Origin of the sequence: Amycolatopsis sp. cg9 (assembly GCF_041346945.1) — a bacterium.
Lineage (GTDB): Bacteria > Actinomycetota > Actinomycetes > Mycobacteriales > Pseudonocardiaceae > Amycolatopsis.
The window spans coordinates 8,127,623-8,138,928 of sequence record NZ_CP166850.1 but is presented as its reverse complement, the minus strand read 5'-3'; the positions used below and the strand labels follow the sequence as shown (position 1 = coordinate 8,138,928).

Genomic DNA, 11,306 nt, shown 5'->3' with positions numbered 1-11,306 from the left:
CTGGAGGCCGCGAATGAGTCATTCGCGACCTTCGCGTCGCGCCCGGGCGGTCAGCGGTAGGCGTCGAGGGTGAGCTTCGCCGCCTGGGCGATCAGGCGGTCGTCGTGCTCGGCGTTCTCGGTCTTGCGGTCGGACATCACCACCAGCACGATCGGCGCGCGGCCCGGCGGCCAGACGACCGCGATGTCGTTGCGCGTCGCGTACTCGCCCGTGCCGGTCTTGTCGGCGACCGTCCAGCCCGCCGGGGTGCCCGCGCGGATCACCGCGGCGCCGGTCAGGTTGGCGCGCATCGTGTCCGTGTAGAACGTCCGCTGCTCCGCCGGCAGGGCCGTGCCGAGGGCGAACTCGCGCAGGTCGGTCGCCATCGCGTGCGGGGTGCTCGTGTCGCGGACGTCGCCCGGGGCCAGGTCGTTGAGGCCCGGCTCGATCCGGTCGACGTGCGTGGTCGTGTCGCCGATCCCGCGCAACGCGGCGGCCAGCCCCGCCGGTCCGCCGAGTTCGCGGAACAGCAGGTTGGCGGCGGTGTTGTCGCTGTAGCGCAACGCCGCGTCGATCGCGTCGCGCAGGGACAGCCCCGTTCCGGCGTGCTTTTCGCCGATCGGCGAGTTCTCCTGCACGTCGGCCCGGGTGTACGGCAGCACCTTCGCCAGCCCCGCCATGCTCGTGCGCTGGAGGACGGCCGCGGCGGAGAACGCCTTGTGCGTCGAGGCGTAGCCGAAGCGCTCGTCGGCCCGGTGGGCGATCTCGCGGCCCGAGCCGGTGTCGATCGCGTACACGCCGAGGCGGGCGTCGAAGTCGCGTTCGAGCGGTGCGAAGTCCGGTTGCGGCGCCGGCGCGACCGACGACGTCGACGGCGGTGCCGGGGCCGGCGGCGCGGCCGGCGTTTCAGCGGCGCACGCGGTGAGCGGGACGAGGACCAGCGCGGCGAGCGCGGCCCACCGGACGTGGGGGAACGGCACGGTGCTTCCTTCCGGTCTTGATCGACATCCGCAGTCTCACCGCGTTCGGTCATGCTGTCCAAGACGGAAACACGCCGATTGATGCCGGAAGCGCATAGAGTGAGGTCGTGGACCTGGTCGGCGGCTGCAGGGCGTTCGTGAGCGTGAGCGAGACGGGGAGCTTCACGGCGGGCGCGGCGCTCGCGCGCATCCCCCAGCCGGTCGCGAGCCGGCGGATCGCCGCGCTCGAACGGCACTTCGGCGAACGGCTCTTCGACCGCTCCACCCGCCGCGCCCGGCTGACCGCGTTCGGCCGCGACTTGCTCCCGTCCGCCCAGCGGCTCGTCCGGCTGGCCGACTCCCTGGAGCACGACGCCCAGCGCGCGCGACTGCGGCCGATGCGGGTGGCCGTGCCGGGCACCTGCGGGGTGCGCCGGCTCGCCGAACTGGCCGCTGAAGCCCGTGCGCTCGAGGTCCACCTGGAGTTCCGTGCCGCGGAGCCGGGGGAGCGGGCCGAACTCGTCCGGACGAGCGAAGTGCGGGCCGCGCTCACCGCCGTCCCGGCCGAGGAAGGCGTGTGGCCGGTGCCGCTGGGTGTCGCCGGGGTGGCGCCGCCGCGATCGCGGGTGGTGCACCTCGAGACGCTGCGGACCGGCCGGTCCGGTGGCCGGCGGCGGAGAGTCTGGATCCAGCCCGAGGACGACGTCCCGCACGTCCGCGACCGGGTACTGCGCGTCCGCGACGCAGTCGGCCTCCCGCCGGCGCAGGTCGCGGTGGCCGGCTCGCTCACCGCGGCGGCCGCGGAGGTGTTCGCCTCGGCGGACCTGCTGCTTTGCTCGGTCGCACAGGCCGTCGAGCTCGGGCTGCACTGGCGGCCGATCGGCGAGCTCGACCTGGCGCGCGGCTACGGCGTCGCGGCCACGCTGGGCGAGGACGCCGAGCGCCTGCGCACGGTGCTGCGCGCGGCTGTCGGACGTTGTCTCGGAGCCGAGTCGTGAGCACCGAAGCGCTGGTGCGCGACTTGCGGCTGGAGCTGGACGAAGGCGGCCTGCGCGGCTCGTTCCTGGTGCGCGACCTGCGAACGGGCGCCGAGGTGGGGATCGACCCGGACCGCGAGTACCCGATCGCGTCCCTGGTCAAGGTCCCGCTGGCGGCGGCGACGCTGGAGCGCATCCGCCGCGGCGAGCTCGACGGCGCGACCCAGCTGGAGGTCCCGCCCGGTCGTGTCACCACCCCCGGCCCGATCGGCGTGACCCGCTTCCGTCACCCGGCCCGCATCGCCGTGGCGGACCTCCTCTACCTCAGCACCTGCCTCAGCGACGGCCAGGCGGCCGACGTCCTCTTCGGCCTGACACCCCCGGCCGAGGTGGCGGCGCTGCTGACCGGCTGGGGCCTGACCGGAATCGCGCTGCGGCACGAGCTGCGCGACCTGGTGGACACCCCGGCCGAGCGCTTCGACGCCGGCGAGGCCGACCTGGCGCACGCGCTGGCGATCGGCGCGGGAACGGCGGGCCAGGGCCACCGTCTGGCCCAGCTCGACGTGTCGCGCGCGAACACGGCGTCCGCCCGGGCGCTGCTGGAGCTGCTGCAGGCGCTGTGGACGCCGTCCAAGATCGATCCCGCGGTGGCGGCGGAGGTGCGCGAGCTGATGGCGAACAACGTGATCCGCCACCGCCTGACCCCGGACTTCGCTTCGGACGCGGCGAAGTGGTCGTCGAAAACGGGAACGCTGCTGAACATGCGCCACGAGGCCGGAGTCGTCGAGCACGCGGACGGCGGCGTGTTCGCGGTGGTGGCCCTGACGGAATCCCGGGTCCCGGCGGCCCTCCAGCCGGAGGCGGACGTCCTGATGTCCCGCGTCGCCCGAGCCCTGCGCGACCACCTGCGAGGCGCCTGAGAAAACCGCTTGGGACGGCGGTTTGCGTCGGCCTACGCTCCGTCGGTGCCCTTCACGAGACCGGAACCGCCGTACTACGCGGTGATCATCACGAGCGCCCTGGACGAGACCAACCTCGACGGCTACGCGGCGATGGACCAGCGGATGGCCGAGTTGGGCCGCGCTCAGCCGGGCTACCTCGGCCGCGAGTCGAAGACCGACGCGGACGGCCGCGACTTGACGGTGCTGTACTACCGGGACGCCGAGGCGATCGAGGCGTGGAAGCAGCACCCGGAGCACCTCGAGGCGCAGCGCCGGGGACGGGAGCAGTGGTACGCGAGCTACCACATCGAGGTCGCGAAGGTGGAGCGCGCCTACGGCTTCACGCGGCAGGCGTAAGCGGGGCCGGGCGGCTGCGGCCGCACCCGGACGATTGCCGCCGGGCCGCGCGCACTGATCTTGCCGGCCGCCGGGCCGCGGGCGCACCGATCTTTGCGGCCCGCGGGCCTGCGGCTGCACCGAGATTTGCCGCTCGCCGGGCCGTGGGCGAAGCGAACTTTGCCGCCCGCCAGCCCGCACCGGACCCATGTTTGCCGCCGCCGCACCGCCGTCACAAGCCGCCGCCGACCGGCCGCACCTAGCGGCTCAGCCGATCCCGGCGGCCGGGCCGAAGCCGCCGGACCGCACCCGATCCGGCTCGCCGCGGCCTCAAGCCGGTGCCTTCACCCCGAACTCCACCTCCTCCGTGGTCACCGTGCCCGCGGTCCGGCCCGGCGCTGTCTGGTACTGCCAGTACATGTTCGTGTGGGCGATCACCTGTCCTGGCGGCGGCGCACCGTAAGCCGACAGGTCCTCCGTCGTGTGCGCGTCGGACACCAGCACCGCGTCGTACCCCCGCGCCAGCGCGCCGTGCAGCGTGGACCGGATGCACGCGTCCGTCTGCGCGCCCGCCACCACCAGCGAGCCCACCGCGCGCTCGGCCAGCACCGCCTCCAGGTCTGTCGCCTCGAACGAGTCCCCGTATTCCTTGTGCACCAGCGGTTCCGGCTCCCGCCGGACGAGTTCGGGCACGTACGCCCACGTCTCGCTGTCGCGCGGCAGCTCGGCGCTGGTGTGCTGCACCCACACCACGTCCGTGCCGGCCGCGCGGGCCTTGTCCACCAGGGTCACGATGTTGGCGAGGACCGACGAGCGGTCGTGGGCCGACGACATCACGCCGTTCTGGACGTCGACGACGAGCAGGGCGGTCTTCGGGCGGTCGGTCAGTGTGGTCATGGGCGAAACGATAACCACCGCCACCGACAATTTCCGCAAGTAGCATGGCCCGCCATGGACTACGGGATGCTGTTGCTGGGTGTCGTCGTACTGGTCGTGGTCGTCGGGCTGGGTTCGTCGGCCACCGATCGGCGGCTGACGCGGGTCGATCGGCGGCTCGCGCGGGTGGAAACCAAGCTCGACGCCATCGCCGAGAAGCTCGGGGTGGTCGTCGAGGAGCCCGGGCTCGCGGAGGTCGTCGCGCTGGTGCGGGAGGGCCGGAAGATCCAGGCGATCAAGGTCTACCGCGAACGCACCGGGGCCGACCTCAAAGACGCCAAGGACGCCGTCGAGCGCCTGGCCTGATCCCTACGGCGCCCCGCCGATGTGCTTGGCCGACACCGCCGCCCAGACGGCGTCGAAGTTCTCGTACCGGTCGGCCTCGGGCAGGCCGCCGAGGGAACCGAGCACCGAGTCGCCGCCGCCGGCCGCGGCCGCGCGGCGGAGGAGCTCCTCGCGGCCGCACGGGTACTCCGTCTCGGCCAGGTGCTGTTCGAGGCTGGTTCGTTCGGGAGCGGGCATGCCCGTCGCGTACCCGCCGCACCCGGCCCGAAACTCAGCCCACGACGATCGTGTGCTCGCCGCGCGGCACGAGCTCCCCGATCACCGGGTACCCCGGCAGCTCCCCGGCGACCAGCAGCCCGCCGGACGTCTGCGCGTCGGCCAGCAGCAACGCCTCGTCGGCGGAGATCCGGGACAGGTCGGTGTGCGGGCCGGCCCAGTCGAGGTTGCGGCGGGTGCCGCCGCTGACGTACCCGTCGCGCAACGCCTCGCGCGCGCCGTCGAGGTAGGGCACCGCCGCCGGGTCCAGCCGGGCCGTGACGCCGCTGGCCCGCGCCAGCTTGTGCAGGTGGCCGAGCAGGCCGAACCCGGTGACGTCGGTGGCGCACGCGGCCCCGGCGGCCAGCGCCGCGCGGGCCGCTGGGGCGTTGAGCGTCGTCATGACGTCGATCGCCTGCTCGAACCGTTCGCCGGTGGCCTTGTGCCGCGAGTTCAGCACGCCGACGCCGAGCGGCTTGGTGAGCGTCAGCGGCAGCCCGGCGCGGCCGGCGTCGTTGCGCAGCAACCGCGAAGGGTCGGCGACGCCGGTGACGGCCAGGCCGTACTTCGGTTCCGGGTCGTCGATGCTGTGCCCGCCGGCGAGGTGGCAGCCCGCCTCGCCGCAGACGTCGAGCCCGCCGCGCAGCACTTCGGCGGCCAGCTCGAACGGCAGCGTCTCCCGCGGCCAGCCGAGCAGGTTGAGCGCCACCACCGGCGTGCCGCCCATGGCGTAGACGTCCGACAGCGCGTTGGCCGCGGCGATCCGGCCCCAGTCGTAGGCGTCGTCGACCACCGGGGTGAAGAAGTCCGTCGTCGCGATGAGCGCGGTGTCCCCGGAGATCCGGACCACGGCCCCGTCGTCCCCGGTGTCGAGGCCGACGAGCAGCTCGCCGGGCGGGTCGGCGGGCGAGGCGCCGGTGAGGCCGCGGACCGCCGCTTCGAGTTCGCCGGGCGGGATCTTGCACGCGCAGCCGCCACCGTGCGCGTACTGCGTCAGTCGGTAACCCACGGGTTCATCGTGCCCGCCTGCCGCGAACTTGGCAGGATGGCTGCCATGGTGCAGGGAGGCGTATCCGGCCTGGTGACCGGCGCGATCTTCAACATCGCCGGGCGGCAGGTCCTGCCGCCGGCGGGTTCGATTCCCGTCCGCCTCCGCCATGCCTGACCCGCGTCGCGCGATCCCGCGCACCGACGCGCTCCTGGCCGAGCCCGGGATCGCCAAGGCCGCCGCCGACCTCGGCCGTGACCTGGTCAAGTCCGTCGTCCAGGACGTCCAGCGGGCGGCGCGCGCCGGGGAGGTCGCCCCGGCCGACGTCGCCGCCACCGTGCTCGCGCGGCTGCCCGGGAGCGCGTCTTCGCTGCGGCCGGTGATCAACGCGACCGGCGTCGTCGTGCACACGAACCTCGGCCGCGCCCCGCTTTCGGCCGCCGCGCTCGACGCCCTCGTCGCGGCCGGCGGCGCCACCGACGTCGAATTCGACCTCGCGACCGGTGATCGGGCCCGGCGCGGCCGCGGCGCGCTCGCCGCCCTGGCCGCCGCCGTGCCGGCCGCCGGCGCGGTCCACGTCGTCAACAACAACGCGGCCGCCCTCCTGCTCTGCGCGCTCGCCATGGCCCCGGGCCGCGAGATCGTCGTCAGCCGCGGTGAGCTGGTCGAGATCGGCGACGGCTTCCGCATCCCGGACCTCCTGGCGTCGACGGGCGCGCGGCTGCGGGAAGTCGGCACCACGAACCGGACGTCGGTCCGGGACTACGCCGCGGCGCTCGGGCCGGACACCGGGTTCGTGCTCAAGATCCACCCGTCGAACTACCGGGTCACCGGGTTCACGGCGGAAGCCCCGCTCGGCGAACTCGCGCAGCTCGGCGTGCCGGTCGTGGCCGACATCGGGTCCGGCCTGCTCGCCCCGCACCCCCTCCTGCCGGACGAACCGGACGCGGCGACCGCGCTGCGGGCGGGCGCCACCGTCGTCACCGCCAGCGGGGACAAGCTCCTGGGCGGTCCCCAGGCCGGGCTGCTCCTCGGCGACGAAGCCGTCGTCGAGCGGCTGCGGCGGCACCCCGCCGCCCGGGCCCTGCGCGTCGACAAGCTCACCCTCGCCGCCCTCGAAGCGACGCTGCGCGGCCCGGTACCGCCGGTGCGCGCCGCGCTCGAAGCGTCCGTCGGCGAGTTGCGACGCCGGGCCGGAACCCTGGCCGGGAGCCTGCGGGACCTCGGTGCCGAAGCGGTCGGCTCGGTCGCCGCGGTCGGCGGCGGGGGCGCGCCCGGCGTCGAACTGCCCAGTGCCGCGGTCAGCCTGCCCGCGCGGTACGCGGCGGCGCTGCGGACGGGCGAGCCGGCGGTCGTCGGCCGGGTCGTGCGCGACCGCTGCCTGCTCGACCTGCGGACCGTGCGGCCGGACGAGGACGCGAAGCTGCGGGAAGCCGTCCGCCGATGCGGGTGATCGTCACCGCCGGCCACGTCGACCACGGGAAGTCCACGCTGGTCCGGCGGCTGACCGGGATGGAGCCGGACCGGTGGGCCGAGGAGCGCCGCCGGGGCCTCACCATCGACCTCGGGTTCGCGTGGACGCGGATCGGCGGCGAGGACGTCGCGTTCGTCGACGTGCCGGGTCACGAGCGGTTCGTCCCCAACATGCTCGCCGGGGCCGGCCCCGCGCCCGCCGTGCTGTTCGTCGTCGCCGCGGACGAGGGCTGGATGCCGCAGTCGGCCGAGCACCTCGCCGCGCTGGACGCATTCGGCGTCGGCCGGGGCCTGCTGGTCGTCACCAAGGCCGACCGGGCCGACCCGGCCGCGGCCACCCGGGCGGCCCTCGGCGAGATCGCGCGGACGTCGCTGGGCACCGTGCCGAGCGTGGCCGTCAGCGGCCGGACCGGCGACGGCCTCGACGAGCTGCGCACGTCGATCACCGTGCTGACCGGCGGCCTGCCCGCGCCCGACCGGGACGCCGACGTCCGGTTGTGGATCGACCGCGCCTTCACCGTGTCCGGCGCCGGCACGGTGGTCACCGGCACCCTGGCCGCCGGGACGATCGCGGTCGGCGACGAGCTGCGGCTGGGCACGGCACCGGTGAAGGTCCGCGGCCTGCAGGCGCTCGGCGAGCCCCACGACCGGGTCGGCGCCGTGGCCAGGGTGGCGGTGAACCTCCGGGGCACCGCGCGGGCCGGCGCCGGCCGGGGCGACGTCCTGCTCACGCCCGATCGGTGGCGCACCACGGCCGAGTTCGACGTCCGGCTGCGCGGCGCGGCCGCCGCCGACCTGCACCGGAACCTCGTGCTGCACCTGGGCACGGCGGCGCTGCCGGTGCGCGTCCGTCCACTGGGGACGGACACCGCGCGGCTCACGACGAGCACCGCGCTGCCGCTGCGCGTCGGGGACCGGGGCCTGGTGCGCGACCCGGGGGAGCACCGGATCGCCGCCGGGTTCGACGTCCTGGACGTCCGCCCGCCCCCGTTGTCCCGCCGCGGGGCGGCCCGGGACCGCGGCCGTGAGCTGACCGACCCCGACCTCGCCCGGACCTACCTGCGCCGCCACGGTTTCGTCCGCGCGGCCGACTTCGCCGCGATGGGCCTGTCCGAGACGGGGGCGCGCCTGGGCGGCTGGTGCGCGGACGAGGAGCGGCTCGCCGCCCTGCGCGCGGAAGCGGCCGGGATCGTGGGCGGCTGGGACCGGACCGCGGCGGGCGTGCCGGTGGAGGCGCTGCGGCAGCGACTCGGCCTGCCCGCGCCGGAGCTGGTCGTCCCGGTGTTGCGGGGCACCGGGTTCGAGGTGGCGGGCGGGCTCGTCCGCCGGCCCGGCGCCGGTCTCGCCGCGGCCGTGGAGCAGGCGCTCGAGACGGTGGCGAAGCGGCTCGCGGAGCACCCGTTCCGCGCGCCGGAGGCGGACGAACTGCGGGCACTGGGCCTCGGCCGGCGGGAACTGGCCGCGGCCGCGCGCCTCGGCCGGCTGACCGCGCTCGCCGAAGGGGTCGTGCTCGGCCCGGACGCGGCGGACCGCGCGGTGGCCGAGCTGCGCCGGCTGCCGGGCCCGTTCACGGTTTCCGAGGCGCGCAAAGCCCTCGACAGCACCCGGCGCGTGATGATCCCCCTGCTGGAACGCCTCGACGCGGCGGGCCGCACGGAACCCCTCGGCGACGGGACCCGCCGGGTGCGCTAGACCCCGCCGAAGAACTCGCCGAGCGCGGTGGCCAGCGCTTCGGGGTTGTCCTCGGCCATGTGGTGCCCCGACTTGATCGCGTGCCCGCGCAGATCGGTCGTCCACGGCCGCCAGACGGCCAGGACGTCGCCGTAGAGGTCTTCCAGGTCGTCGTCGCTCGACCACAGCACCATGGCGGGGCAGGTGATCCGCCGCCCGGCGGCCTGGTCCGCGTCGTCGTGGGCGCGGTCGACGCCCAGGCCCGCGCGGTAGTCCTCGAGCATTGCGGTGACCGTCGCCGGGTCGTGGATCGCGCGGCGGAAGTCGGCGAAGTTCGCCTCGCCGAGGCGTTCCGGCGTGTTCTTGGTGCCGACGTTGTACCAGGCGTCGGGGTCGGCGGTGATCACCCGTTCGGGCTTTTCCGGCTGGGCGAAGAAGAACCAGTGGAACCACTCGCGCGCGAACCGCGCGTCGCAGCGGGCGAGGGCCTCACCGATCGGGACGGCGTCCAGGATCGCCGCGCCGCGGACCACGGCCGGGTGGTCGAGCGCCAGCCGCGTCGCCACGTACGCGCCGCGGTCGTGACCCGCCACGAAGAACCGGGAATGCCCGAAGTGCGCCAGCAAGGCGACGCAGTCGGCGGCCATGACGCGTTTGCTGTAGGGGGTGTGCTCGGCATCGGTCGGCGGTTTCGTCGACGCGCCGTACCCGCGGGTGTCCGGGCACACCACCGTGAACCGCTCCGCGAGCCGCGGGGCGACGCGGTGCCACGTCGTGTGCGTGCGCGGGTGGCCGTGCAGCAGCAGGACCGGCGGGCCCGAACCGCCGTGGCGCACCCGCAGGGTCACGTCGCCGACGTCGACGTGGTCGAGCGTGAAGCCGTCGTACATGCGTTGCCCCAGCGCGAAAAGGCTGCCGCACCCCGGGGAGACCGGGGTGCGGCAGCGGAAGTACGGGTCAGTTCTTGTCCTTGACGCCCTTGACGGCGTCCTTGATCTTCTCGCCTGCCTGCTTGAGCGAGCCCTTGGCCTGGTCGGACTTGCCCTCGGCCTGCCACTGCTCGTTGCCCGTGGCGTCGCCGACGGCTTCCTTGGCCCGGCCCTTGAGCTCTTCGCCCTTGTTCTCGATCTTGTCGTTCATCGGGGTGCACCTTCCATCGCGGCGACATTTCCGGATCGGCCAGTCGCCAAGAGGGCCTTGACACGCGGTTACCCGGCCATCGCGGGTCTACACATCAGGTCGACGGCAGGTGGCCGCCCATCCGTTCGATCCGCTGGATCGCCGGCTCCGCGAGGACGCCGTGCACCAGCACCGACACCGCGACGGCGAGCGCGCCCACCCGCCAGAGCACGTCCTGCTGCGGCACCGGGAGCCGGTTGAGCGCGTAGGCGAGGTAGTAGAGCGTGCCGATGCCGCGGACGCCGAAGAACGCGATCGCCGCGGTGGCCGGGCGTCCGGCGGAGCTGCCGAGCAGCGAGAGCCAGCCGAGCACGGGCCGCACGACCAGGACCGCGACGACGGCGAGCACCACTTCGAGCACCCGCAGGCCGCGCAGCAGCCCGTCGCCGATGGCGAGCCCGAGCCCCAGCAGGGCGAGCGGTACGAACAACCGCTCCAGCTGGTGGCCGAAGGCGTGCAGGACGCCGTGGTAGTCGTGCTCCCGCTCCAGCTTGCGGACGACCACCGCCGCGACGAACACGGCGGCGAACCCGTTGCCGTGGACCAGTTCCGCCAGCGCGTACGGCAGGAAGGCGAGCGCCAGCAGGACCAGGCCGTCGCCGTACTCGGCCAGCCGCAGCCGGTCCGACGCGGTGTGGAAGATCGCCCAGCCGAGGCCGCGGCCGGCGAGCAGGCCGACCAGCACGCCGATCGCGACGGGCAGCAGGAGGTCCACCAGCACCCAGGAGAGGCCGAGGTCCGGCTTGCTTCCCGCCACGGCCAGGCCGAGCAGGACGAACGGCATGGTCAGGCCGTCGTTGAGCCCGGCTTCCGTGGTCAGCGTGAACCGGATTTCGTTGTTCCTGGCCAGGTCCGGCTCGACGTCGGGGTGCGGCACGCCGACGTCGCCGGCCAGCACCGGGTCGGTCGGCGCCAGCGCCGCGGCCAGCAGCAGCGCCACGCCGGGGGCGAGCGCGAGCCACCAGTACCCGAGCGCGGCGATCGCCAGGATCGACAACGGCATGGTCAGCGCCAGCAGCCGCCACGTCGAGCCCCAGCGCTTCAGCCCGAACGTCCGGTCGACGGACAGGCCCGCCCCGGCGAGCGCGACGAGAATGCCGAGCTGGGTGAAGGATTCGACGCCGTGCAGGTGGGCGGCGGGGTCGCTCCAGCCGTTGCCGTAGGGCGCGGGCAGCGGTAGCAGGCCCAGGACGATCCCGGCGATCAGCATCACCAGCGGCACCGAAAACGGCCGGTCGGCGACGAGTTTCGGGACGATCGCCGCGGCGAGGGCCAGCAGGCCGGCCACGCCGAACAGCACCGTCAACGACGACAAGGGTTCCTCCTG

The 11,306-nt window shown here is 74.6% G+C and carries 13 protein-coding genes and 1 tRNA gene; 7 read left to right on the top strand and 7 right to left on the bottom strand.

The annotated features are described in order from the left end of the window. Positions 1-50: 50 nt before the first annotated feature. Positions 51-959: a class A beta-lactamase gene (gene bla / locus AB5J73_RS37765; RefSeq protein ID WP_370963597.1), complete on the bottom strand. Its 909-nt coding sequence runs from the start codon at positions 957-959 to the stop codon at positions 51-53. Between the two features lie 107 nt (positions 960-1,066). Between bla and AB5J73_RS37760 the strand changes: the two genes are divergently transcribed. The 3 genes from AB5J73_RS37760 to AB5J73_RS37750 are packed head-to-tail and all read left to right on the top strand — an operon-like array spanning position 1,067 to position 3,213. Then, positions 1,067-1,936: a LysR family transcriptional regulator gene (locus tag AB5J73_RS37760; protein WP_370963596.1), complete on the top strand. Its 870-nt coding sequence runs from the start codon at positions 1,067-1,069 to the stop codon at positions 1,934-1,936. Continuing rightward, positions 1,933-2,835: a serine hydrolase gene (locus AB5J73_RS37755; protein WP_370963595.1), complete on the top strand. Its 903-nt coding sequence runs from the start codon at positions 1,933-1,935 to the stop codon at positions 2,833-2,835. The genes AB5J73_RS37760 and AB5J73_RS37755 overlap by 4 nt, the downstream gene beginning before the upstream one ends. A 45-nt stretch (positions 2,836-2,880) precedes the next feature. Beyond that, positions 2,881-3,213, top strand: a complete 333-nt coding sequence (locus AB5J73_RS37750) for an antibiotic biosynthesis monooxygenase (protein ID WP_370963594.1) — start codon at positions 2,881-2,883, stop codon at positions 3,211-3,213. A gap of 309 nt (positions 3,214-3,522) precedes the next feature. Here AB5J73_RS37750 and AB5J73_RS37745 read toward each other — a convergent pair whose 3' ends face one another. Continuing rightward, positions 3,523-4,089: an isochorismatase family protein gene (locus tag AB5J73_RS37745; protein ID WP_370963593.1), complete on the bottom strand. Its 567-nt coding sequence runs from the start codon at positions 4,087-4,089 to the stop codon at positions 3,523-3,525. Between the two features lie 54 nt (positions 4,090-4,143). Here AB5J73_RS37745 and AB5J73_RS37740 point away from each other — a divergent pair, with 54 nt between their 5' ends. Continuing rightward, the gene (locus tag AB5J73_RS37740; protein ID WP_370963592.1) at positions 4,144-4,434 is read left to right on the top strand and encodes a ribosomal protein L7/L12; all 291 of its coding nucleotides are present in this window, start codon (positions 4,144-4,146) and stop codon (positions 4,432-4,434) included. A 3-nt stretch (positions 4,435-4,437) separates the two neighbouring features. Here AB5J73_RS37740 and AB5J73_RS37735 read toward each other — a convergent pair whose 3' ends face one another. Together AB5J73_RS37735 and selD are read right to left on the bottom strand one after the other, a co-directional pair. After that, positions 4,438-4,650: a DUF2795 domain-containing protein gene (locus AB5J73_RS37735; protein ID WP_370963591.1), complete on the bottom strand. Its 213-nt coding sequence runs from the start codon at positions 4,648-4,650 to the stop codon at positions 4,438-4,440. A 34-nt stretch (positions 4,651-4,684) separates the two neighbouring features. After that, positions 4,685-5,677 (bottom strand): selenide, water dikinase SelD, encoded by a 993-nt coding sequence (gene selD, locus AB5J73_RS37730; RefSeq protein ID WP_370963590.1) that lies wholly within the window; start codon positions 5,675-5,677, stop codon positions 4,685-4,687. A gap of 54 nt (positions 5,678-5,731) precedes the next feature. On the opposite strand from selD, the gene AB5J73_RS37725 reads away from it, so the two are divergent. From AB5J73_RS37725 to AB5J73_RS37715, 3 genes are all read left to right on the top strand, one after another. Further along, a tRNA-Sec gene (locus AB5J73_RS37725) sits at positions 5,732-5,826 on the top strand. After that, entirely contained in the window at positions 5,826-7,109 is a 1,284-nt protein-coding gene (gene selA / locus AB5J73_RS37720) for an L-seryl-tRNA(Sec) selenium transferase (RefSeq protein ID WP_370963589.1), read from the top strand. Before AB5J73_RS37725 ends, selA begins: the two co-directional genes overlap by 1 nt. Then, complete coding sequence (locus tag AB5J73_RS37715; protein WP_370963588.1) at positions 7,100-8,821, top strand: SelB C-terminal domain-containing protein; 1,722 nt, start codon at positions 7,100-7,102, stop codon at positions 8,819-8,821. Before selA ends, AB5J73_RS37715 begins: the two co-directional genes overlap by 10 nt. Here the strand turns inward: AB5J73_RS37715 and AB5J73_RS37710 are convergent. From AB5J73_RS37710 to AB5J73_RS37700, 3 genes are all read right to left on the bottom strand, one after another. Next, the gene (locus AB5J73_RS37710; RefSeq protein ID WP_370963587.1) at positions 8,818-9,690 is read right to left on the bottom strand and encodes an alpha/beta fold hydrolase; all 873 of its coding nucleotides are present in this window, start codon (positions 9,688-9,690) and stop codon (positions 8,818-8,820) included. The two genes, AB5J73_RS37715 and AB5J73_RS37710, sit on opposite strands and share 4 nt — an antisense overlap. 67 nt (positions 9,691-9,757) lie before the next feature. Next, a complete protein-coding gene (locus tag AB5J73_RS37705; protein WP_247023071.1) occupies positions 9,758-9,940 on the bottom strand; it encodes a CsbD family protein in 183 nt (60 codons plus the stop codon). A 94-nt stretch (positions 9,941-10,034) separates the two neighbouring features. Next, positions 10,035-11,294, bottom strand: coding sequence for a cation:proton antiporter (locus AB5J73_RS37700; protein ID WP_370963586.1), 1,260 nt, complete (start codon positions 11,292-11,294; stop codon positions 10,035-10,037). Positions 11,295-11,306: the final 12 nt, after the last annotated feature.

What these genes read in the sequence shown, in the direction of transcription:
- AB5J73_RS37745 (WP_370963593.1), bottom strand. Translation starts at nt 4,089, where the DNA reads ATGACCACACTGACCGACCGCCCGAAGACCGCCCTGCTCGTCGTCGAC.
- AB5J73_RS37740 (WP_370963592.1), top strand. Translation starts at nt 4,144, where the DNA reads ATGGACTACGGGATGCTGTTGCTGGGTGTCGTCGTACTGGTCGTGGTC.
- AB5J73_RS37735 (WP_370963591.1), bottom strand. Translation starts at nt 4,650, where the DNA reads ATGCCCGCTCCCGAACGAACCAGCCTCGAACAGCACCTGGCCGAGACG.
- selA (WP_370963589.1), top strand. Translation starts at nt 5,826, where the DNA reads ATGCCTGACCCGCGTCGCGCGATCCCGCGCACCGACGCGCTCCTGGCC.
- AB5J73_RS37715 (WP_370963588.1), top strand. Translation starts at nt 7,100, where the DNA reads ATGCGGGTGATCGTCACCGCCGGCCACGTCGACCACGGGAAGTCCACG.
- AB5J73_RS37710 (WP_370963587.1), bottom strand. Translation starts at nt 9,690, where the DNA reads ATGTACGACGGCTTCACGCTCGACCACGTCGACGTCGGCGACGTGACC.
- AB5J73_RS37705 (WP_247023071.1), bottom strand. Translation starts at nt 9,940, where the DNA reads ATGAACGACAAGATCGAGAACAAGGGCGAAGAGCTCAAGGGCCGGGCC.